Annotated in this window: 14 protein-coding genes; 7 read left to right on the top strand and 7 right to left on the bottom strand. The window is 66.9% G+C overall.

What is annotated here, in order from left to right; genetic code table 11:
* Positions 1-1,302 (bottom strand): L-rhamnose catabolism isomerase, encoded by a 1,302-nt coding sequence (gene rhaI / locus E7V67_005325; GenBank protein WUR14528.1) that lies wholly within the window; start codon positions 1,300-1,302, stop codon positions 1-3.
* Between the two features lie 33 nt (positions 1,303-1,335).
* The gene (locus E7V67_005320) at positions 1,336-3,468 is read right to left on the bottom strand and encodes a bifunctional rhamnulose-1-phosphate aldolase/short-chain dehydrogenase (GenBank protein ID WUR14527.1); all 2,133 of its coding nucleotides are present in this window, start codon (positions 3,466-3,468) and stop codon (positions 1,336-1,338) included.
* 312 nt (positions 3,469-3,780) lie between these two features.
* Here E7V67_005320 and E7V67_005315 point away from each other — a divergent pair, with 312 nt between their 5' ends.
* From E7V67_005315 to E7V67_005290, 6 genes are read left to right on the top strand one after another with little or no spacing between them, the layout of a single operon-like run.
* Positions 3,781-4,647: a DeoR/GlpR family DNA-binding transcription regulator gene (locus E7V67_005315; GenBank protein WUR14526.1), complete on the top strand. Its 867-nt coding sequence runs from the start codon at positions 3,781-3,783 to the stop codon at positions 4,645-4,647.
* Positions 4,648-4,697: 50 nt separating this feature from the next.
* Positions 4,698-5,669 (top strand): rhamnose ABC transporter substrate-binding protein, encoded by a 972-nt coding sequence (gene rhaS, locus E7V67_005310; GenBank protein ID WUR16232.1) that lies wholly within the window; start codon positions 4,698-4,700, stop codon positions 5,667-5,669.
* Position 5,670: 1 nt separating this feature from the next.
* Positions 5,671-7,197 carry a sugar ABC transporter ATP-binding protein gene (locus E7V67_005305; protein ID WUR14525.1) on the top strand — a complete coding sequence of 509 codons (1,527 nt, stop codon included), beginning with the start codon at positions 5,671-5,673 and terminating at the stop codon, positions 7,195-7,197.
* The gene (locus E7V67_005300) at positions 7,194-8,180 is read left to right on the top strand and encodes an ABC transporter permease (protein WUR14524.1); all 987 of its coding nucleotides are present in this window, start codon (positions 7,194-7,196) and stop codon (positions 8,178-8,180) included. The genes E7V67_005305 and E7V67_005300 overlap by 4 nt, the downstream gene beginning before the upstream one ends.
* Positions 8,177-9,190 (top strand): ABC transporter permease, encoded by a 1,014-nt coding sequence (locus E7V67_005295; protein ID WUR14523.1) that lies wholly within the window; start codon positions 8,177-8,179, stop codon positions 9,188-9,190. Before E7V67_005300 ends, E7V67_005295 begins: the two co-directional genes overlap by 4 nt.
* 7 nt (positions 9,191-9,197) lie before the next feature.
* Positions 9,198-10,547 (top strand): FGGY family carbohydrate kinase, encoded by a 1,350-nt coding sequence (locus tag E7V67_005290; protein ID WUR14522.1) that lies wholly within the window; start codon positions 9,198-9,200, stop codon positions 10,545-10,547.
* A 103-nt stretch (positions 10,548-10,650) separates the two neighbouring features.
* Here E7V67_005290 and E7V67_005285 read toward each other — a convergent pair whose 3' ends face one another.
* Entirely contained in the window at positions 10,651-13,803 is a 3,153-nt protein-coding gene (locus E7V67_005285) for a TonB-dependent receptor (GenBank protein ID WUR14521.1), read from the bottom strand.
* Positions 13,804-14,066: 263 nt separating this feature from the next.
* Positions 14,067-15,899, bottom strand: coding sequence for a translational GTPase TypA (gene typA, locus E7V67_005280; protein ID WUR14520.1), 1,833 nt, complete (start codon positions 15,897-15,899; stop codon positions 14,067-14,069).
* A gap of 156 nt (positions 15,900-16,055) precedes the next feature.
* Here typA and E7V67_005275 point away from each other — a divergent pair, with 156 nt between their 5' ends.
* Positions 16,056-18,974 (top strand): PAS domain-containing protein, encoded by a 2,919-nt coding sequence (locus tag E7V67_005275; protein WUR14519.1) that lies wholly within the window; start codon positions 16,056-16,058, stop codon positions 18,972-18,974.
* Positions 18,975-19,198: 224 nt separating this feature from the next.
* Here E7V67_005275 and E7V67_005270 read toward each other — a convergent pair whose 3' ends face one another.
* The 3 genes from E7V67_005270 to rbfA form a co-directional block, all read right to left on the bottom strand.
* Complete coding sequence (locus E7V67_005270; protein WUR14518.1) at positions 19,199-19,978, bottom strand: PEP-CTERM sorting domain-containing protein; 780 nt, start codon at positions 19,976-19,978, stop codon at positions 19,199-19,201.
* Positions 19,979-20,094: 116 nt separating this feature from the next.
* The gene (gene truB, locus E7V67_005265; GenBank protein WUR14517.1) at positions 20,095-21,018 is read right to left on the bottom strand and encodes a tRNA pseudouridine(55) synthase TruB; all 924 of its coding nucleotides are present in this window, start codon (positions 21,016-21,018) and stop codon (positions 20,095-20,097) included.
* On the bottom strand, positions 21,015-21,419 hold the full coding sequence (rbfA, locus tag E7V67_005260) for a 30S ribosome-binding factor RbfA (GenBank protein WUR14516.1): 405 nt from the start codon (positions 21,417-21,419) through the stop codon (positions 21,015-21,017). The genes truB and rbfA overlap by 4 nt, the downstream gene beginning before the upstream one ends.
* Between the last annotated feature and the right edge of the window lie 87 nt (positions 21,420-21,506).

The following is a 21,506-nucleotide window of genomic DNA, read 5'->3' as shown; positions in this document are numbered from 1 at the left end:
TCAGACGATGCCGCTGCTGGAAGCGCCGGCGCGCGCCGGCCGCCGCTCGGCCGCCTGCGTGCGGTAGCCGCTGGCGCGGTAGGCGCCGACCGGATCGGCCGCGCCGCCCGCGCGCAGGCGTGCCATCGCCAGGATCGGGCTGACGTCCGTGCGGTAGGCGGCCTTCAGGGTTTGCGCGGCCTGCAGCACGTCGTTCGCTTCCTGGTGCGCCCGCAACGCCTCGCGGTCGACCAACGCGGCCTGCACGAAGGCGCGCTGCACCTCGATCGCGGAGGACATCAGGCTCTCGATCGGGTCCGTCACGTTGTGCGACTGGTCCAGCATGTAGGCCGGGCGGAACGCCGGGTCGCGCTGGCTGGCGTCGGCCAGCTCGTTGAAGACCAGGAACAGCTGGAACGGATTGATGCTGCCCGAGTCCAGGTCGTCGTCACCATACTTGCTGTCGTTGAAGTGGAAGCCACCCAGCTTGCCGAATTGCGCCAGCCGCGCCACGATCATCTCGATGTTCGTGTTGGGCGCATGGTGCCCCAGGTCGACCAGGCACTTCGCCTTCGGCCCGAGTTCGGTGGCGCAGGCGAAGCTGGTGCCCCAGTCGGCAATGGTGGTCGCGTAGAAGGCCGGCTCGAACAGCTTGTGTTCGATGAACAGCTGCCAGTCGGCCGGCAGTGCGCCGTAGATGTCGCGCATGCTGTCCAGGTAGCGTTCGAGCGCGCCGCGCAAGTTGTGCTGGCCGGGGAAGTTGGCGCCGTCGCCCACCCACACCGTCAGCGCCTTCGAGCCCAGCGCCTGGCCCAGCTCGATGCACGCGATATTGTGCGCGACGGCCTGTGCGCGCACCGCGCCGCTGTGCGCCGTCAGGCTGCCATGTTTATAGGTCTGTTCCTGGCCCGGCTGGTCCTGGAAGGTGTTCGAATTGACCGCATCGAAGCCGAGGCCATAGCCCCGGGCGATCTCGCGCAGCGCCGCGGGATCGTCGGTGCGGTCCCAGGGGAAGTGCAGCGAGACCGTGGGCGTGGCCCGCGTCAGCTGGTGAATGACCGCGCAGTCCTCCATCTTCTCGAACACGTCGCGCGGTTCGCCACGGCCCGGGAAACGGGCAAAGCGGGTGCCGCCCGTGCCCACGCCCCAGCTGGGCACGGCCACGGCAAACGTCTGGGCCAGGGCCGTCAGCCGTTCGATGTCTGCGCCACGACGTGCCAGCATGCCGGCCAGCGCTTCGTAATCCGCCTGTACTTCAGCTGCCAGGCTCGCGTTGTACTCGGCCACACGGCCGCTGTCGATCGGCATATTCACTGCACTCATCCTGTCTCCTTCGATACCTGTTCTGGTTTTATTCTAGCGTGTGAACGCGGCCGCATTGCCGGCGTCGACATTGAGCACATTGCCGGTGCTCTTGGCCGCCTTGTCGCTGGCCAGGAAGTACACCGCCTCGGCGATATCCTCGGGCAGCACCGAGCGTTTCAGCATGCTGCGTTCGCGGTAGAAGTTCTCCACGTCGTCCGCGTCGATCTTGTTCGACTGGGCGCGTTCCTGCTTCCACTTGCCGTCCCAGATGCGCGAGCCGCGGATGACGGCATCGGGATTGACGACGTTGACGCGAATGCCGTGCGGCGCCCCTTCCAGCGCGACGCAGCGCGCCAGGTGGATCTCCGCCGCCTTCGCCGTGCAGTAGGCGGAAGCGCCGGCCGATGCGACCAGGCCGTTCTTGCTGGCCACGAACACCATGCTGCCGCCCAGGCCCTGCTGCTTCATCGTGCGGAAGGCGGCGCGGCTGGCCAGGAAGTAGCCCTTGACGAGGATGTCCTGGTTGCGGTTCCACACCTCCAGCGTGGTGTCCTCCAGCGGGCTCGAAGAGGCGATGCCCGCGTTCGAGACCAGCAGGTCGATGCCGCCGAAACGCAGCGCGCAGGCCGACAGCACCTGTTCGACCGCGGCCTCGCTGGTGATGTCGGCAACGAAGCCGGCCACGTTGTCCTTGCCGGCCGCCTTGGCCAGCCCCTCGCGCGCCTGTTCCAGCGCTTCGCCGTCGATATCGGTCAGCATGACGCAGGCGCCTTCGGCCAGCAGCTGCCTTGCCACGGCCTGGCCGATACCGCCGGCGCCGCCGGTTACCAGCGCGATGCGCCCGGCCAGGCTTTTCGGCTTGGGCATGCGCTGCAGCTTGGCCTCTTCCAGCAGCCAGTATTCGATGTCGAACGCCTCCTGTTCGGGCAGGCCGACATAGCTGTCGACGCCGTTCGCGCCGCGCATCACGTTGATGGCGTTGACGTAGAACTCGCCGGCGATGCGTGCCGTCGCCTTGTCCTTGGCGAACGACAGCATGCCGACGCCGGGAATCAGGTAGATGACCGGATTGGCATCGCGCACGGCCGGGCTGTCGGCATGCTTGCAACGCTCGTAATAGGCGACGTAGTCGGCGCGGTAGCGCGCCAGGCCTTCGTCCAGGCTGGCGGCGACCTGCTCGAAGTCGGGATTGGCCGGATCGAACGCGATCACGTAAGGCCGGATCTTGGTGCGCAGGAAGTGGTCGGGGCAGGACGTACCCAGCGCCGCCAGCGGCTGCAGGTCACGGCTGCAGACGAACTCCAGCACGGCCGCCGAATCGTCGAAGTGCCCCAGCTTGTATTCACCTTTGCTGATCTTGCCGCGCAGGAGCGGCATCAGGCGCGCGGCCAGCGCGGCACGTTGTTCGGCCGGCAGCGGCGTCACGGCGGCGCCGCCGAATACCGGCTGCTCGATGTTCGCGGCCAGCCATTCCTCGGCGCGCTGGATCATCGCCAGCGTCGTCTCGTAACACGACTTGGCCGTGTCGCCCCATGTGAACAGGCCATGCCCCTCCAGGACGATGCCTTTCAGGGTGGGCTGGGCGCGCGACAGCTCCTCCAGCTTCAGCCCGAGGTCATAGCCGGGCCGCTGCCACGGCAGCCAGCCAAGCTCACCTTCGAAGATGCGCTGCGTCAGCGCCTTGCTGTTGGCGCAGGCGGCAATCGCGATCACGGCGTCCGGGTGCATGTGATCGACGTGCTTGCGGTCGATGTAGGCGTGCAGCGGCGTGTCGATGCTGGCCGCGCGCGGGTTCAGGTTGAAGGTGCAGTGCGGCAGGTAGGCCACCATCTCGTCCTCGTGCGCCAGGCCGCGGTAGCGCCCCTTCAACGCGCGCAGCTTGTCCATGTACAGCGTGGAGAAGCCATCGAGCTTGATGCTGCCCAGGTCTCCGCCCGAGCCTTTCACCCACAGCACCTCGACCTGCTCGCCGCTGAGCGGGTCTGCCATCATCACCTTGGCCGACGTGTTGCCGCCGCCGAAGTTGGTGATGCGCAGGTCCGACCCGAGCAGGTTGGAGCGGTACAGCAGCAGTTCCGGCTCGCTCATGGCGGCCGCCCTGGCGTCGTCCCATCGCGAGGCGATGGGCTGCCGGTGCCGCGCCGGGCTGTCGGTTGGCTGGTTCGATTCGTGCGATGCCGTCATGTGTTCTCCGTCGTTGAGTGTTCGTTTCCGCCGCATGGGTTGAGCCGGCGTGGTGCACCACCCGGCAGCGCGATCAGTAGAAGGCAGGGCCCCTCGGGGTGTCAATGCGCCGCCGCTCAACATCGTGACCAAGAACGAATTAATCATAAGGATGATCGAAACGCGCAGCACGCGGTGCCGCGCCCTGGAAATAATCACGGTTTTGAGCACTCGGTGATTGACTGCCGAAATTGAAGTGTTTAGCCTCTAGCGTTAACAAACAGACCACGCCGGGTTCGCCCGCGCAGTAGGTTCACAACAAAGGAGACGACAATGGTCAATCACAAGCGCCGTAAACGTTTGCTGAAACTGCTCGCCGAACACCAGAGCGCCAGCGTGCCCCAGCTGGTCGAATGGCTCAGCGCTTCCCCCGCCACCGTGCGCCGCGACATCGCTTGGCTGTCCGCGCGCAACCTGTTGACCCGCACCCGCGGCGGCGCCGCCAACCTGGCCCAGAAGAAGCGCAACTTCACCCTGACCAGCGAGACCTTCGAGCACAATATCCAGTGCTTCGCCGAGCGCAAGCGCGCCATCGCCCGCTACGCGGCCGGCATGTGCGACGAAGGCGAGACGATCGTCATCAACGGCGGCACGACCACGTTCATGATGGCCGAGTTCCTGGTCGATAAGCATTTGAAGATCCTGACCAATTCCTTCCTGATGGCCGAGCGCCTGCTGGTCTCCAGCGAGAACGAGATCATTCTCCCGGGCGGCAAGGTGTACCGCGAGCAGAACGTGATCCTGTCCCCGTTCGACAACGACATCACGCAGCACCACTACGCCGCCAAGATGTTCATGAGCGTGTACGGCCTGTCGCTGCTGGGACTGATGGAAGCGGACCCGCTGCTGATCCAGGCCGAGAAACGCCTGATCGGCCAGGCCGAGGAACTGATCGTGCTGGCCGACAGCTCCAAGTTCGCCAAGAAGGCGGGCCTGATCCTGTGCGGCCTCGATCGCGTCTCCACCGTGATCACCGACACCAACGCGTCCGATGGCGCCGTGCAGTTGCTCGAGCAGTCCGGCGTGAAGGTCGTCACCGTCGCGCCCGAGGCGGTGCCGGCGCCGCAGCCGCCGATGTCGTTCCCGTACGGCTTCGAGCTGCATGCCCAGGGCATGTTCCAGGCGGAGGTCTCCCATTGAACCCGAACCAGTACAAGCGCCGCACCCTCGCCGTGCTGGCCACGGCCGCCCTGGCGCTGGCCGCCTGCGGCGACAGGCCGGCCGCCCAGGCCGGTGACAAGGTCCGCATCGCCATGGTCGTCAAGAGCCTCGGCAACGGCTTCTTCGACGCCGCCCACGCGGGCGCCAAGGAGGCGGCGGCCCAATTGAAGAACGTGGAGATCATCTACACCGGTCCCACCACGCCGAGCGCGGAAGGCCAGATCGAGATCGTCAACTCGCTGATCAGCCAGAAGGTCGACGCCATCGTCATTTCCGCCAACGATCCGAGCGCGCTGGTGCCCATCGCGAAGAAGGCCATGCAGCGCGGGATCAAGGTCGTGTCGTTCGACAGCGGCCTGGCGCCGGAGGGCCGGCTGATGCACCTGAACCCGTCGAGCGCGCAACTGATCGGCCGCAAGCAGCTGGAGATGGCGCGCGACGCGATCGGCGGTGCCGGCGAGATCGCCATCCTGTCCGCCTCGGCCCAGGCCACCAACCAGAACCTGTGGATAGCCGTCATGAAGAGCGAGCTGGCCAGGCCCGAGTTCGCGCAACTGAAGCTGGTCGCCACCGTGTATGGCGACGACCAGTCGGACAAGAGCTACCGCGAAGCGCTCGGTCTGCTGCGCAGCCACCCGAACCTGAAGGCCATCATCGCGCCGACCACGGTGGGCATCAACGCGGCCGGCAAGGCCGTCGTCGACGAGAAGCTGGTCGGCAAGGTCTACGTCACGGGCCTGGGATTGCCGTCCGAGATGGCGGGCCACGTCAAGAGCGGCGCCGTCAAGGAATTCGCGATCTGGAACCCGATCGACCTGGGCTACGCCGCCACCTATGCGGCCTACGACTTCGTCAAGGGTCATCCGGACGCGAAAGCGGGCGGCAAGGTGGACGCGGGCCGCATGGGCAGCATCGCCATCGACGCCAAGGGCGAGGCCGCGATGGCCGAACCGTTCCTCTACAACGCGGCCAACGTCGACCAGTTCGCGAAGATCTTCTGACATGACGGCCACTTCTCCAGACGCGACGCCGGTGCTGCAGCTGGCCGGCGTCAGCAAGCGCTTCGCAGGCATCGTGGCGCTCAATAAGGTAGCGCTATCGGCAAGCGCCGGCGAGGTGCTGGCGCTGATCGGTGAGAACGGCGCCGGCAAATCCACGCTGGTCAAGACGCTGACAGGCATCTACCAGCCGGACGAAGGCACCATCACGCTGGGCGGCCAGGCGGTCTCGTTCGCCAACGCGCAGGACGCGATGGCGGCCGGCATCACGGCCGTGCACCAGGAAAGCGTAATGTTCGACGAGCTGACGGTGGCCGAAAACATCTGGGTCGGCCGCCAGCCGCTGCGCGGCGGGCGCGTCGACTGGGCCGGGATCGAACGGGAGGCCGAGCAGCTGTTCGCCCGGCTCGAGGTCAAGCTGCCCGTGCGCGCCAGGGTCAAGGACCTGTCGGTGGCGCAGCGCCACTTCGTCGAGATTGCGCGGGCGCTGTCGCAACAGGCCCGGGTCGTCATCCTGGACGAGCCTACCGCCGCGCTGTCGCAACGCGAGATCGTCGAGTTGTACCGTATCGTGCGCCAGCTGCGCGCGGCCGGCACGGCCATCATTTTCATCACGCACAAGTTCGACGAGATCTTCGCGGTGGCGGACCGCTACACGGTGCTGCGCGACGGCCAGTACGTGGCGGCGGGCCGCATCGCCGACGTGACGGAGGCCGAGCTGGTGGCGCTGATGGTGGGCCGCACCGTGCAGCAGGCCTACCCGAAGGTGGACGTACCGCCGGGCGAAGTTGTGCTGGAGGTGCGCGACTTCTGCCACCCGACCGAATTCGACGGCGTGAGCTTCCAGCTGCGTCGGGGCGAGATCCTGGGCTTCTACGGCCTGGTGGGCGCCGGCCGCTCGGAAGCGATGCAGGCGCTGTTCGGCCTGACGCCGCTGGCGCGCGGCACGGTCACGCTGGCGGGCCAGCCGGTGCGCATCAGCTGCGCGGCGGATGCCATCGCGCACGGCATCGCCTATGTGCCGGAAGACCGGCAGCACCAGGGCGCGCACCTGACGATGCCGATCCTGCACAACATCACCCTGCCCATCCTCGACCGCATCGGCTTTTTCCTGCGCGGGCGCCGCGCCCGCGAAAACGCGGTAGCGCGCCACTACGCCGAACAGCTGGAACTGAAGGCCAGCCACCTGTACCAGCACGTGGCTGAACTCTCCGGCGGCAATCAGCAGAAGGTCGTGCTGGGCAAGTGGCTGGCGACCGAGCCGAAAGTGATCATCCTGGACGAACCGACCAAGGGCATCGACATCGGCTCCAAGGCGGCCGTGCACCGCTTCATCGGCCAGTTGGTGGGCCAGGGCCTGGCCGTCATCCTCGTGTCGTCCGAACTGCCGGAAGTGTTGGGCCTGGCCGACCGCATCGTCGTGATGCACCAAGGCCGCGTGCAACGCGAATTCGCGCGCGGCGAAGCCACGCCGGAAAATGTCGTCGCTGCCGCTTCCGGCAGCGAACCGCACGCCAGGGAGGCCGCATGACGATCCTGAAACGCCGGGAGACGCTGCTGGCGTGCTCCATCGTCGTGCTAATACTCCTGGTGGGCCTGCGCTCGCCGGTGTTCGTCAGCCCGGCCAGCCTGGGCAACCTGCTGACCGACAGCACCCTGCTGGTCATGCTGGCGCTGACGCAGATGCTGGTGATCGTCACGCGCGGCGTGGACCTGTCCGTCGCCTCGAATCTGGCCCTGTCAGGCATGATGGCCGCGCTGCTGGCGTCGCGCTACCCTGCGCTGCCGCTGGTCGCGGTCATGCTGGCGGCGGCGACCATCGGCCTGGCGCTGGGTCTCGTCAACGGCTGGCTGATCGGCTGGCTGGAGCTGCCGCCGATCGTCGTCACCCTGGGCACGATGAGCGTCTACCGAGGACTGGTGTTCGTGCTGTCCGGCGGCGCCTGGGTCTCGTCGCACCAGATGCCGCAGCACTTCATCGCCTTCCCGCTCACCCGGCTGCTGGGCATTACGCACCTGGTATGGATCGCCGCCGCCGTCGCGCTGGCGGCGTGGTTCGTGACGCGCCACAGCCGTTTCGGGCGCGACCTGTACGCCATCGGCAACGCACCGTCGTGCGCGCGCTACGTAGGCATCCCGATGGCGCGCCGGCTGTTGTGGGCCTATGGCCTGTCCGGGCTGATGGCGGGCCTGTGCGGCTACCTGTGGGTGGCGCGCTATGCCGTGGCCTATACCGAGATCGCCTATGGCTTCGAGTTCACCGTCATCGCGGCTTGCGTCATCGGCGGCATCAGCATCGCCGGTGGCAGCGGCACCGTCCTGGGCGCCGTGCTGGGAGCGCTGTTCCTGGCCGTGATCGGCAATGCGCTGCCAGTGGTGCAGGTCTCGCCGTTCTGGCAAAGCGCGCTGACCGGCATCGTCATCCTGGCCGCCGTATTGATCAACGCCCGCGACGGCAAGCATGGCGGCCGCCAGATCCTGCCGCTGCACCAGCCCGACCGGAGTACCGCATGAACAGCGCCGACATGACCGCCACCCACACCTCGCGCTACACGATCCACGACCGTCCCGGCTTCCGGCTGGGCGCCCTGCTGGGCAAATGGGAGTCCTTGCTGGCGCTGCTGTGCATTGCCGCGTTCCTGGCCAACGGCATCCTGGTGCCGAATTTCCTCGATCCGTACAACCTGGCCGACGGCACCTTCAACTTCAGCGAGAAGGCGCTGATCGCGCTGCCGATGGCGCTGCTGATCATCTGCCGCGAGATCGACATCTCCGTGTCCGGCATCCTGGCGCTGTCCTCGGTCGCCGTCGGCCTGGCCCACACCCATGGCGTGCCGCCGGCGCTGCTGCTGCCTGTCGCGCTGGCGACGGGCAGCGCATGCGGCTTGCTGAACGGCGTGCTGGTGACACGCTTCGCGCTGCCGTCGATCGTCGTCACGATCGGCACCGTCTCGCTGTTTCGTGGACTGTCCAGCGTGGTCCTGGGCGACCAGGCCTTCACCGGCTACCCGCAACTGATGGCCGACTGGGGCCAGGGCTACTTCTTCGACGTGATTCCGCGCGAGTTCGTCGTGCTGCTGCTGTGCGCGGCGCTGTTCGCCGTGGTACTGCATGCCACGCGCTGGGGGCGCCGCATCTACGCCATCGGCAACAATCCCGTGGCCGCGCGCTTCGCCGGCATCGAAGTGAACCGCTACCGCCTGGTGCTGTTCATGCTGACCGGCGCGATGGCGGGCCTGGCGGCCTGGCTGCTGACGGGCCGTATCGGCAGCACCCGGCCGAACATCGCGATGGGTTGGGAGCTGGAAGTGATCACGATGGTGATCCTGGGCGGCGTCAGCATCGCCGGCGGCGCCGGCACCATCGGCGGCGTGCTGCTGGCCGTGCTGACCCTGGGCACCGTGACGTATGGGCTGTCGCTGCTGAACGTACCCGGTATCTACATGACGATCGTAGTCGGCCTGCTGCTGCTCGTGACGATCGCGCTGCCTCGGCTGCTGGGCGGCCGCAGGGTGGCCAAGTGAGGGCCGAATGAACGCGGTCGTCGTACTGGACATCGGCAAGACCAACGTCAAGCTGGCCTTGATCGACCATGCCGGTACCTTGCTGGCCGAACGGCGCCGGCCGAACGCGCCGCTGCGCCAGGGGCCTTACCCGCACCACGACACGGAAGGCATTTGGCACTGGATGCTCTCCACGCTGGCGGAATTCGCCGGCATGGCGCACGTCGAGGCCATCGTGCCTGTCACGCATGGCGCGACGGCGGCGCTGGTGGACGACGCCGGTCTGGTACTGCCGGTGCCGGACTACGAGCACGACCCGGCCGCCGCGCCGGCGGCGTACCTGGCGGTGCGGCCGGCCTATGCCGAGACGCGCTCGCCGCGCCTGCCCGCTGGCCTGAACCTGGGCCGCCAGCTGGCATGGCTGGTGCAGGCGCAACCGGCCGCCTTCGCCCGAGCGCGCCATATCCTGATGTACCCGCAGTACTGGGCGTGGCGGCTGTGCGGCATCGCCGCTGGCGAGGTCACGTCGCTGGGCTGCCATACCGACCTGTGGGACCCGCAACGCCAGCAGTACTCGTCCCTCGTCGCGAAGATGGGCTGGCAGCCATTGCTGCCACCGCTGCGCCGCGCCTGGGACACGCTGGGCACGATCCTGCCGGCGCTGGCCGCGCAAACCGGGCTGCCCGCCTCGTGCCGCATCGTGTGCGGCATCCATGACAGCAATGCCTCGCTGCTGCGCCACCTGGGCGGCGACGCCACGCCGGCGGTACTGTCCACCGGCACCTGGGTCATCGCGGCTGCGCCCGGCCGGACGCTGGACGGCCTGCGCGAGGAGTTCGACATGCTGGCCAACACCAGCGCGCTGGGCCAGCCGGTACCGTGCATGCGTTTCATGGGCGGGCGCGAGTTCGCCGAGCTGGCGGGGTCGCGGCCTGCCGCGTTCCACACGACGGCCCTGCAGCGCATCGTCTGCAGCGGCACCTATGCCCTGCCCGGCTTTGCCGGCGCGGGCGGGCCGTTCGCCGGGCGGCACGGCAGCATCGTCGGCCCGGCGCCCGTCAACGATACCGAGCGCAGTGCGCTGGCCACACTGTACCTCGCCTTGATGAGCGACTACTGCCTGGACGCGCTGGGCGCCGGCGACGATGTCGTGGTCGAGGGCAGCTTCACCGGCAACCCGTATTTCGCGCCACTGCTGGCGGCGCTGCGGCCGGGCCGGCGCGTCGCCGTGACGGACGATGCCAGCGGCACCACGTGCGGCGGCTGGATGCTGGCGCATTGGGGCCGCGTGCCCGCCGTGCGGGCAAACGTCGCGCAGCCGCTCCCGCTGGAAGGACTGGCGGCTTATCGGCTGGCCTGGCTTTCGCGGCTGGGATAAGCGTTAACCAAAGGTGTCAGGCACTCATCTTCAGGTCTCCGACCTGAAGATGAGTGCCTGACACCTGGGGTTTTCGCAGCGATCGACTGCGCACAGGCACGGATCAGAATTTCAGGGACACGCTGGCGTAGTAGCGGCGCCCCGAGAAGGCCAGTTCGTTGACGCGGAACAGATCGCCCGCGTCGGTGATCTCCTCCTGGTCGGTCAGGTTCTTGCCCTCGATCGAGAAGGTGATGTTGTCGTTGTAGCGGTACTGGAATTTGGCGTCGAGGTAGCCCGTCTTCTCCTGGAAGTTGGGATTGCCCGACACGTCGTTACCGCCCGTGTAGTAGCGGTCGCGCGCGTTGTAGGCGACGCGGGCGTTGATCGGGCCGCGGTCGTACCACAGTGCCACGTTGTAGCTGTTCTTCGACAGGCCCGGATACGGCAGCACCGTGTTGTCCAGCACATTCAGGCGCTCCGTGCCGGGCGCGTACTTATACGTCATGCGTGTGTAGTTGACGTCGCCGCCGAAGCCGCCCAGCCAGCCGGGCAGGAAGGTGAAGGCGGTGCGCGCCGTGATCTCGATGCCCTTCGTCGTCGCGCCCTTGCCGTTGATCGGCTGCGTCACGTCCCAGCGGGTACCGTCGTGGAACACGTCGACCTGCTTGACCAGCTGCTTCTCCAGGATGTAGCTGGATATCTCCTTCTTGAAGAAGGCCACGCTGACTTGCGTATCGGGGCCCGGATAGTATTCCAGCGACAGGTCCGTGTTCGTTGCGCGGAACGGCTTCAGGTCCGGATTGCCGGCCGTGCAGTCGTCGGTGCCGTCGCCGCCGAATTCATTGCGGCCGCTGTTGAGGGTGCAGGTGGCGTTCGGCGCCAGCAGGTCGATGCGCGGACGCGACATCACCTTGCCCCAGCCCACCCGCGCCAGGAACACGTCCGGCACCAGCCATGCCATCGCGTTCGCGCTGGGCAGCACGTCGTGGTACGAACTGGCCACGCTGGCGATGCCGTTTTCCACGATGTAGTCGACCCAGCCGGTGGCGCCGGTGCCGGTGGCCACGCGCACCTTGTTCTGGTACGAGCCCGTCGCCACCGCACGCGTATGCGTGTAGCGCGCGCCGAGATTGCCGTTGACCGCGTAACCGAACAGCTCCGTGTCGAAATCGAGCCGGCCGTAGGCCGAGCGCACGCGCTCCTCGGCGCCGTAAACCGGGATCTGCGGATAGACGTTGCCGTCGCTGGCGCGCGCGCTGCGCACCAGGTCGTGGTTGAAGTGCGACGTGTCGAAGAACGGCGCGGCCTTGGCGAAGTCCGGCGCGACCCAGCTGGTGGGCAGGTTGCGGACGTTGTCGAAGCCTTTGAAGAAGCTGCCGGGCGAGCGGGTGCGGATGGTGTCGATCAGCTGCGCCATTTGCGCCGCGGTGACGTACTGCGTGGCGTTGTTCGGGTTGAGCAGCGACTTCGGATCGGGCGCGCGCGGCGTGCCGCTCCAGCCCGGGTCCCAGATCAGCGTCTGGTTGACGTTCGCGCTGGGGACGATGACGTCGTCGCCGACGCCGGCCAGGTCGGCGCCGTTACTGCGCAGGAAGCCGCCGCCCTTGTACTGGTAGCCGGTACTCTTGCGCGCCTGCGCGCCGAACCACACCTTGGTGAAGAACGGCGTCTCCAGGCGGTACTTCAAATCCAGCTTGGCCTGGTCTTCCGTGTTCTTGACTTCCTCCGGACGGTACTGCAACTGCACCTGCGTGTAGGAGCTGCTGTTCTCGGGCGAGTACGCGGCGGGGAAGTCGAAGTGCGGCAGGCCCTGCTGGTCCAGCGTGACCTTCAGGCCCGGCGCGTTCATCGTCATCGTCACGTTGTTGCTCTGGTTGATGTACTCGGACTTGGACTTGCCGAGCAAGCCCTCGGCCTCCAGCCGGTCGCGCTTGAAGCTGAAGCCGGTCGAATAGTATTTCGAGCGGATGTTGAGCGAGAAGTCGCGCGCCGACGTGAGGAACGCGCCCTGGCCGCCCTGCCCCGACGCGTAGAGGCAATCGCCGACCGTGTACTCGGTGACGTAATGGTCGCGCACCGTCATGCCGGGCGGCGTTCCCGTCGTGGTCACTGGCGTGCAGCTGCCCGCCGTGGTCTGCCTGCCGCTGGCGTCATACACGGGCGCCGTACCGGCGTTGAACAGCCGGCTCTCCGCCTCGAAGCTGGTGCCGAAGTTGCGGTCGTTCAGGCGCTGGTCCTGCTTGTTGTCCTGGTAGCTGACGAAGGCCGTGAAGTCCTTGGCGAACTCGTACTGCGCGGTCAGCTCGGCGGACGAGCGTTTGTGGTCGCGCGTCCAGATGCCGTAGCGCGGCAGGCCGGGCGAGTAATCGTTCCACTGCGCCAGGCAAGCGGTCTTGTCGGCTGCGGCCAGGCCGTCGCAGCCGGCCTTGGTGCCGATCGCCGCCAACGCGGGATTCTTGCTGACGACTGTCTTCTCGGCGCTCATGTCCCAGTCGCGCAGGAAGCGCCACGAGGTATTGCGGGCATAGTCGTTCTGCGTCAGCACCTTGTCGTAGACCAGGTTGGCCATCAGGCCCAGGCGGTTGCCGAAGTAGCGGTCCGCCAGCAGCAGGCTGGCGCGCGGATCGACGCCGCCCCGGCTGGTCGAATGCTCGCCCGAGATCGTGGTGGCGACGGTCGGCTTCTTGAAGTCGAGCGGCTTACGCGTCTTGATGACCACCGTGCCGCCCACGCCGCCTTCGGTCATGTCGGCCGTGGTGCCCTTGTAGACGTCGATCGAGGCGATCAGCTCGGAGGCCAGCTCGCGCAGCTCGGCGCCGCGGCCCGCGCCACCGCTGGTGCCCAGCACCGACATGCCGTTGATCTCGACCCGGTTCAGGTCCGGCTCCACGCCACGGATCGCCACTTGCGAGCCTTCGCCGAAAGAGCGCGACAGCTGCACGCCGGTGATGCGCGACAGCGCCTCACCCACGTTCTTGTCGGGGAACTGGTTGATGTCCTCGGCCACCAGCGAATCGGACACGGTGGCGTTGCGGATCTTGCGGTCGATCGCGGAGGCGACGGACTTGCGCGTGCCGACCACCATGACGACGTTGCCTTGGTCGCCGCCGCCGGCCTGGCGGGCGCCGCTGCTGGCGCCGGCGCTGCTGGCGGCCGGGGTGGCGCCCTGGCTGCTGTCCTGGGCCTGCGCAGCCTGGGCCGCCAGCAGCGCCGCGGCCAATGCGCAGGCGGTCAGGCGGCATTGACGCTGGGGGGTATTCGGATGCTCAATCACGATGGGTCTCCTCCGGTATCGGCCTTCGATGGCCTGTGTTCTGGGGCTTTCTGCCCTGCTGCTTGATCAGCTGTTTTTTATTCTAGGGGAGGGATACGGATAAAAAGTCGCGTGATTCGAAAGAATCAGGATGATGATTAGCTGCGCGTTTTGCGCATTGTATTGAGCAGAAACCCCAAGGGAACAGGCACCTCTGATCCCATAAAAAAACCGCCGGCTGCAAACGCAGGCGGCGGTTCTGGTCGGTCGGTCCGACGGAATGCTTACGCTTCGCGCGAAGCCTTCTTGCGCTCGTGCTCCTTCAGGAAGCGCTTGCGCAGGCGGATCGACTTCGGCGTGATCTCGACCAGTTCGTCGTCCTCGATGAACTCGACCGCGTATTCCAGCGACAGCTGGATCGGCGTCACCAGGCGCACGGCTTCGTCGGTGCCCGATGCGCGCACGTTGGTCAGCTGCTTGCCCTTGATCGGGTTGACGACCAGGTCGTTGTCGCGCGAGTGGATACCGATGATCATGCCTTCGTAGACCGGGTCGTTGTGCGACACGAACATGCGGCCGCGATCCTGCAGCTTCCACAGGGCGTAGGCGACGGCCTGGCCGTCATCCTGCGAGATCAGCACGCCGTTGTGACGGCCGGCCAGTTCGCCCTTCGAGTTGTCGACCGGCGCATAGGCGTCGAACACGTGGCTCATCAGGCCCGTGCCGCGCGTCAGCGTCATGAACTCGCCCTGGAAGCCGATCAGGCCACGCGCGGGAATGCGGTACTCCAGGCGCACGCGGCCCTTGCCGTCCGATTCCATGTTCTGCAGGTCGCCACGGCGGCGGCCCAGTTCTTCCATCACGCCGCCCTGGTTGGCTTCTTCCACGTCCACCGACAGCATCTCGTACGGCTCATGGCGCACGCCGTCGACCATCTTGAACACCACGCGCGGACGGGACACCGCCAGCTCGAAGCCTTCGCGGCGCATGTTCTCCAGCAGGATGGTCAGGTGCAGCTCGCCGCGGCCCGACACTTCGAAGATCGTGTCGTCGTCGGTCGGTGCCACGCGCAGTGCCACGTTCGATTTCAGTTCCTTGTCCAGGCGGTCGCGCAGCTGGCGCGACGTGACGAACTTGCCTTCGCGGCCGGCCAGCGGCGAGGTGTTGACCATGAAGTTCATCGTCAGGGTCGGCTCGTCGACGGTCAGCATCGGCAGCGGGTCGATATTGTCCGGTGCGCACACGGTCGAACCGATGCCGATATCTTCGATACCGTTGATCAGCACGATGTCGCCGGCGACGGCTTCGTCGACCAGCACGCGCTCCAGGCCCTTGAAGTTCAGCACCTGGTTGATGCGGCCCTTGATCGGGGTCGCGCCCGGGCCGTCGACCACGACGACGTCCTGGCCGGCCTTGATGCGGCCACGGGAAATGCGGCCGATGCCGATCTTGCCGACGTAGGACGAATAGTCCAGCGACGTGATCTGCATCTGCAGCGGGCCATCCGGATTGTCGTCACGCACCGGCACGTATTTCAGGATCGCTTCGAACAGCGGCTTCATGTCGCCGCCGCGCACGCTTTCGTCCATACCGGCGTAGCCGTTCAGGCCCGAGGCGTAGATGATCGGGAAGTCCAGCTGCTCGTCGTTCGCGCCCAGCTTGTCGAACAGTTCGAAGGTCTGGTTGATGGCCCAGTCGGCGCGCGCGCCCGGACGGTCGATCTTGTTGACCACGACGATCGGCTTCAGGCCCAGCGCCAGCGCCTTGCGCGTGACGAAACGGGTCTGCGGCATCGGGCCTTCCTGCGCATCGACCAGCAGCAGCACGGAGTCGACCATCGACAGCACGCGCTCGACTTCGCCGCCGAAGTCGGCGTGGCCCGGGGTGTCGACGATATTGATGTGGGTGCCTTCGTACTCGACCGCGCAATTCTTCGACAGAATCGTGATGCCACGCTCTTTCTCGAGGTCGTTCGAGTCCATGACGCGGGTGTCGACCTGCTGGTTTTCACGGAAGGTACCGGACTGGCGCAGCAGCTGGTCCACGAGGGTGGTTTTGCCGTGGTCGACGTGGGCGATGATGGCGATGTTACGAATTGCGCGTTTAGTATTAGACATAGTCGTTGTGTTTACAGAAAAACTGCGAGTGCGGCTGCACTGAACCCACTAGTATACCATGCCGGCGCCGGCGCGACCAAAGGCGTGCGGCCATCATCGATAAACAACGGCGGGCGGAAATCTGGCATGCTGTGACAAAGCAGACATTCCACAACCATGGCCCAACCCGACAATCAAGCTGCCAGCCAGTCCGGCGCCGGTCGCCACCGCCGCCGTCAACAGCGACATGCTCCGGCCGCGCCCACGGCCATGCCGGACTATCGCCAGGTGTTCGAGGCCACGCCCACGCCGTACCTGCTGCTCACACCCGAGTTCACCATCGCCGCAGTCAACGAGGCCTACCTGCGCGCCACCGCGACGGTGCGCGAGCAGATCGTTGGCCGCAACATCTTCGACGTGTTCCCGGATAACCCGAACGATCCGGACGCGAACGGCGTCGCCAACCTGCGCGCCTCGCTGATGCGGGTGCGCCAGACCAGGACCGCGGACACGATGGCCGTGCAGAAGTACGACATTCCCATCTCTGCCATACCGGGCGGTTTCGAACAGCGCCACTGGAGTCCCGTCAACGTGCCGGTGCTGGACGCACAGGGCGAGCTGACGCACATCATCCACCGCGTCGAGGACGTGACGACGGCCGTGCAGGCGCGCGCCCACACGGTGCGCATGGAGGCCGAACTCCTGGCCCAGGCGCAGCACGTGCGCGAAGGCCAGCAGTTCGCCGACCTGTTCCAGCAGGCGCCCACGTTCATGGCGATGCTGTCGGGTCCCGAGCACCACGTCGAGTTGCTGAACCAGGGCTTCATGCGCCTGACCGGCCACCGCGACGTGATCGGCCGCAGCGTGGCCGAATGCTTCGGCGGCGCCACCGGCCGCGCCTACGTCGCCCTGCTGGACGAGGTGTACCGCAGCGGCCGGCCGCTGGCCGCCAGCAGTGCCCTGTATGCGGTGCAGCCGGTGGCCGGCGGCGATACCGAGCAGCGCTACATCGACTTCGTGTTCCAGCCCATCCGCACGCCGGAAGGCGGCGTGCGCGGCATCTTCGTCGAGGGGGTTGACGTGACCGACCGGGTCCAGGCCAATGCCCGGCGCGACGCGCTGATCCGCCTGACCGACGCGCTGCGCGACCTGCGCACCCCCGAAGAGATCGCGTATGCGGCCGCGCGCATCCTGGGCGAGACGCTGGGCGTCAGCCGGGTGGGCTACGGCGCGTTCGAGCAGACCTCGGGGCTGCTGCGCTTCGAACGCGACTGGACCGCGCCGGGTGTGCAGTCGCTTGCCGGTACGCTCGACATGGGCGACTTCGGCACCTACGTCGACGACATGAAGTTAGGCCGTACCGTGATCGTCGACGACGCCGCGAACGATCCCCGCACGCTCGCCGCGGCGGAACAGCTGCGTGCCTACGCCGCCACCGCCTTCGTCAACATCCCGCTGACGGAGCATGGCCGCTTGACCAGCATCCTGTTCGTCAACAGCGCCACGCCGCGGGCCTGGTCGGCCGAGGATTGCGCACTGATGCGCGAAGTTGCGGAACGGGCCCGCACCGCGACCGAGAGGCTGGCCAGCATGCTGAAACTGCGCGAAAGCGAGGCGAAGTTCCGCACCATCGCCGACGCGATGCCGCAAATGGTCTGGTCCACCCTGCCGGACGGCTACCACGACTACTACAATCAGCAATGGTACGACTACACCGGCGTACCGGACGGCTCGACCGACGGCGCCGCATGGAACGACGTGTTCCACCCGGACGACCAGGCGCGCGCCTGGCAGGCCTGGCGCCACAGCCTGGCAACGGGCGATACCTACGAGATCCAATACCGGCTGCGCCACCGCTCCGGCGAGTACCGCTGGGTGCTGGGCCGCGCGCTGCCGATCCGCGACGAGGCTGGGCGCATCGTGCGCTGGATGGGCACCTGCACGGACATCCACACGCAGAAGCTGGCCGAGGATGCGTTGCGCGAGGCGGCCCAGCGCAAGGACGAGTTCCTGGCGATGCTGGCGCACGAGCTGCGCAATCCGCTCGCCCCCATCAGCACGGCGGCCCAGCTGCTGCGCGTGCGCCAGGCGGACGAGAAGGCGCGCACGATGGCCAGCGAGATCATCGTGCGCCAGGTGCGCCACATGACGGCGCTGGTGGACGACCTGCTGGACGTCTCGCGCGTGACGCGCGGGCTGGTGGAGCTGGACATGGCGACCCTGGACCTGAAGCAGGTGATCAACAGCGCCATCGAACAGGCCTTGCCGCTGATCGAGGCGCGCCGCCACGCGCTGGAAGTGCGCACGCCACCGCAGCGGGCACAGGTACGTGGCGATCGCACCCGCCTGGTGCAGGTGATCGCCAACGTTCTCAACAACGCAGCCAAGTACACACCGCCGAACGGGCGCATCCAGCTGACGCTGGACGTGGACGACGGCCATGCCCGTGTCGCCGTGACGGACAACGGCAACGGCATCGCCCCCGCTCTCTTGCCCGACATCTTCGACCTGTTCGTGCAGGGCGAACGCAGCCCGGACCGGGCCCAGGGCGGTCTGGGCCTGGGCCTGGCGCTGGTGCGCAGCCTGACCGCGCTGCATGGCGGCAGTGCCACCGCCGACAGTGCCGGCGAGGGCCAGGGCAGCACGTTCACCATCACGCTGCCATTGGCCGCCGACGACAGCGCCTGCAGCGATGCCGCGCCCCAGCACGTGCCTGGCACGGCCCGGCACCATCTGCACGTGATGATCGTGGACGACAATATCGATGGCGCCCTGTCGCTGGCCGAGCTGCTGCGCGCGCAGGGCCACCGCGTGAGCGTGGCGGAGGATGCCGAGATGGCGCTGTACGAGCCGGCACTGGAGACGGTGCAGGCTTTTATCCTGGACATCGGCCTGCCCGGCATGGACGGCTACACGCTGGCGCGGCATCTGCGTTCCCGCCCCGCCATCGCCAAGGCCCTGCTGATCGCGCTGACGGGCTACGGGCAGCCGGCCGACCGGGTGCTGTCCACCGCCGCCGGCTTCGATCATCACTTCGTCAAGCCGGTCGATACGCAGGCGCTGGCGCAGGTGCTGGACAGTTTTGCTAGCGAGTGAGGCACTGAGGTCTGTCCCTGCGGACGGTCCCCGAAGTTGGCTTGCGCCGCGGCTAGCGCTGGAAGCAACCCATGGTGCCTGTCACCGGTGGTTTTGCATGCGGTATCGCGGCGGATGTAAACTTCGGGGACAGCACGCCATACAACGCCCTGGCTAAAGAGCTTTTGCGCCGGGCATGAAGACTCCCACAACAATGAAAGGGATCGTCGGTGCGCCAGGGGCATTCATTCGAGGACCAGCTTGCGGCGCCGTAGCAGCGCGAAAACGACGACCAGACCCGGGGCCAGCAGGGCGATGCTCGCAGGTTCCGGCACCGGTGCCAGCGAGACGTGCGTAAATCCCGCCGAGGACAGGATCACACGCCGCGGCTCCGTGCCGCCATTTGCGTAGGATAACGTCACGACCCGATCGAGTGGCAGGACCTGCCGGTATGCCTGGTCCATCTCGCCGTCCCACGAGATATCGGTGAGCCAAAAGAAGTAGTCGTAGAAGCCGTCGCCATGCTCCCCCCACCCTGACGCATCAGCGCTTAGATGCAGCTTGACCGTCAGTCTCGATTTGGGGCTCAGCAATGTATCGAGGCTGGAAAACCAGTTTGCTCCCGCCGATCTGTGGGTGGGGGGTGCCCCGTGCAGTTCACTCATCGCCATCGCGTTGCTGAACAGCGAATCGCTCGCCGAGGCCACCGTGCGCGATGTTTCGTCGCCGAGCTCGACGCGCCAGGGAAATTGCACGCCGTCGTCGCGCTCGATGCCCTTTCGAACGCCATCCAGGTCGACGATGGTTTCGGCGATGTTGGCCCAACGCACTTCGACGCTGGCGGGATCCGACGGTGAGTGGAGAGGAGTCGCAGTCATCTCGAGCACCTCGACCGAGATTTGCGCGTAGGAGCGCCGGTCAGTCTCCTGCGCGACCGCCGTGGCCCCGGCAAGGCAGAACAGGGCCAGCAGGACAGTGGCGCGCAACGCCGCTGACAACTGGGCTTGCACAGTAAGCAGGCTCATTGCAACCTCCGCAGGGACTTCCAATGATGTGGATTACCTCTTCAGCATAGCTGGCGGCAGGAGATTTACAAGGCTAAGTAGGTGAAAGCGTGGCCCCGTGCATCCGCCCCCGCGCCTTATCCCGCCGCGATCAAGCGCTCCGGCGCCAGAATCGCCCACTCGCCCAGCACGCCCGTGCCCAGCAAGCGAGTACCCTGGTACACACGCACCCGCCCCTCGTAAGGCGCCGGCGTGACGACCTCCGGCTCCTTCCCCAGCGGCAGCCGCTGGCCTTGCAGGAAGCGCCTGGCCAGCTCCGGTGTCAGGTCGACCTTCGGGAAGGAGCGCAGCAACGCGTCGACCGGTGCCAGCAACTCCAGCGGCGCCGGATGCGCCACCAGCTGCTCCGCCGTGATCATCTGCTCGGCGCGCAGGGCGCCGACGCCGATGCGCCGCAGCGCATTCAGGTGCGCGCCGCAGCCCAGTGCGGCGCCGATGTCCTCGCCCAGCACGCGGATGTAAGTGCCCTTGCTGCACGTGACCTCCAGCCGCAGGAACGGTGCCTCGTACCCGAGCAGCTCCAGCTTGTGGATCGTGACGTTGCGCGCCTCGCGCTCCAGCACCACGCCGGCGCGGGCGTACTCGTACAGCGGCTTGCCGTCGCGCTTGAGCGCCGAGTACATCGGCGGCACCTGCGCGATCAGGCCACGGAAACGGGCCAGCACGGCCTCGATCTGCTCGACCGTCACATCCACCGGCAGCGTCTCCAGCACCTGGCCTTCGGTGTCGCCTGTGTCCGTGCGCACGCCCAGGTGGACGGTCGTCACGTAGGTCTTGTCCGCCTCCAGCAGGTCCTGCGAGAACTTGGTGGCTTCGCCGAAGCACAGCGGCAACAGGCCGGTGGCGAACGGATCGAGCGTGCCGGTATGGCCCGCCTTCTTCGCGTTCAGGATGCGCTTGGCCTTGATCAGCGCGTCGTTGGACGACAGCCCCACCGGTTTATCCAGCAGCAGCACGCCGTCCACCAGGTCGCGCACCCGTTTTACTTTTTGCTGCGTCATTCGGCTTCTTTGTCGTCTTCTTCGTAGTCCGCCGCGCGCGACGCGTTGGCCTTGTCGATCAGCGCCGACATGGCGATGCCGCGCGATGCCGACGTGTCGTGCACGAAGTGCAGCTGCGGCAAGGTGTGGATGTGCAGGCGCTTGCCCAGCTGGTTGCGCAGGTAGCCGGCGGCCGCCTGCAGGCCGGCCAAGGTGTTCTTTACCGATTCCGGATCGTCCTTGAGCATCGTGAAGTAGATCTTCGCATGCGCGTAGTCCGGGGTCAGCTGCACTTCGGCCAGCGTGACCATGCCCACGCGCGGGTCCTTCAGCTCGAAGGCGATCAGCTCGGAGAGGTCTTTCTGGATCTGGTCGGCCACGCGCAGGCCGCGTGCCGGGATGGATTTACTGTGTTTAGCCATGATGTCCTACCAATAAAAATGTGGCGGGTGGCGCCCACCCCGCTTGCGCGGAGCGGGCGGCACCCGCCACGGATACCGCATTCGTTG

The sequence above is a fragment of the [Empedobacter] haloabium genome (assembly GCA_008011715.2).
Lineage (GTDB): Bacteria > Pseudomonadota > Gammaproteobacteria > Burkholderiales > Burkholderiaceae_D > Rugamonas > Rugamonas haloabia.
The sequence above is the reverse complement of the archived record's forward strand: the minus strand, read 5'-3'. Positions and strand labels throughout refer to the sequence as shown.

What these genes read in the sequence shown, in the direction of transcription:
- rhaI (WUR14528.1), bottom strand. Translation starts at nt 1,302, where the DNA reads ATGAGTGCAGTGAATATGCCGATCGACAGCGGCCGTGTGGCCGAGTAC.
- E7V67_005320 (WUR14527.1), bottom strand. Translation starts at nt 3,468, where the DNA reads ATGACGGCATCGCACGAATCGAACCAGCCAACCGACAGCCCGGCGCGG.
- E7V67_005315 (WUR14526.1), top strand. Translation starts at nt 3,781, where the DNA reads ATGGTCAATCACAAGCGCCGTAAACGTTTGCTGAAACTGCTCGCCGAA.
- E7V67_005305 (WUR14525.1), top strand. Translation starts at nt 5,671, where the DNA reads ATGACGGCCACTTCTCCAGACGCGACGCCGGTGCTGCAGCTGGCCGGC.
- E7V67_005300 (WUR14524.1), top strand. Translation starts at nt 7,194, where the DNA reads ATGACGATCCTGAAACGCCGGGAGACGCTGCTGGCGTGCTCCATCGTC.
- E7V67_005295 (WUR14523.1), top strand. Translation starts at nt 8,177, where the DNA reads ATGAACAGCGCCGACATGACCGCCACCCACACCTCGCGCTACACGATC.
- E7V67_005290 (WUR14522.1), top strand. Translation starts at nt 9,198, where the DNA reads ATGAACGCGGTCGTCGTACTGGACATCGGCAAGACCAACGTCAAGCTG.
- typA (WUR14520.1), bottom strand. Translation starts at nt 15,899, where the DNA reads ATGTCTAATACTAAACGCGCAATTCGTAACATCGCCATCATCGCCCAC.
- E7V67_005275 (WUR14519.1), top strand. Translation starts at nt 16,056, where the DNA reads ATGGCCCAACCCGACAATCAAGCTGCCAGCCAGTCCGGCGCCGGTCGC.
- E7V67_005270 (WUR14518.1), bottom strand. Translation starts at nt 19,978, where the DNA reads ATGAGCCTGCTTACTGTGCAAGCCCAGTTGTCAGCGGCGTTGCGCGCC.
- truB (WUR14517.1), bottom strand. Translation starts at nt 21,018, where the DNA reads ATGACGCAGCAAAAAGTAAAACGGGTGCGCGACCTGGTGGACGGCGTG.
- rbfA (WUR14516.1), bottom strand. Translation starts at nt 21,419, where the DNA reads ATGGCTAAACACAGTAAATCCATCCCGGCACGCGGCCTGCGCGTGGCC.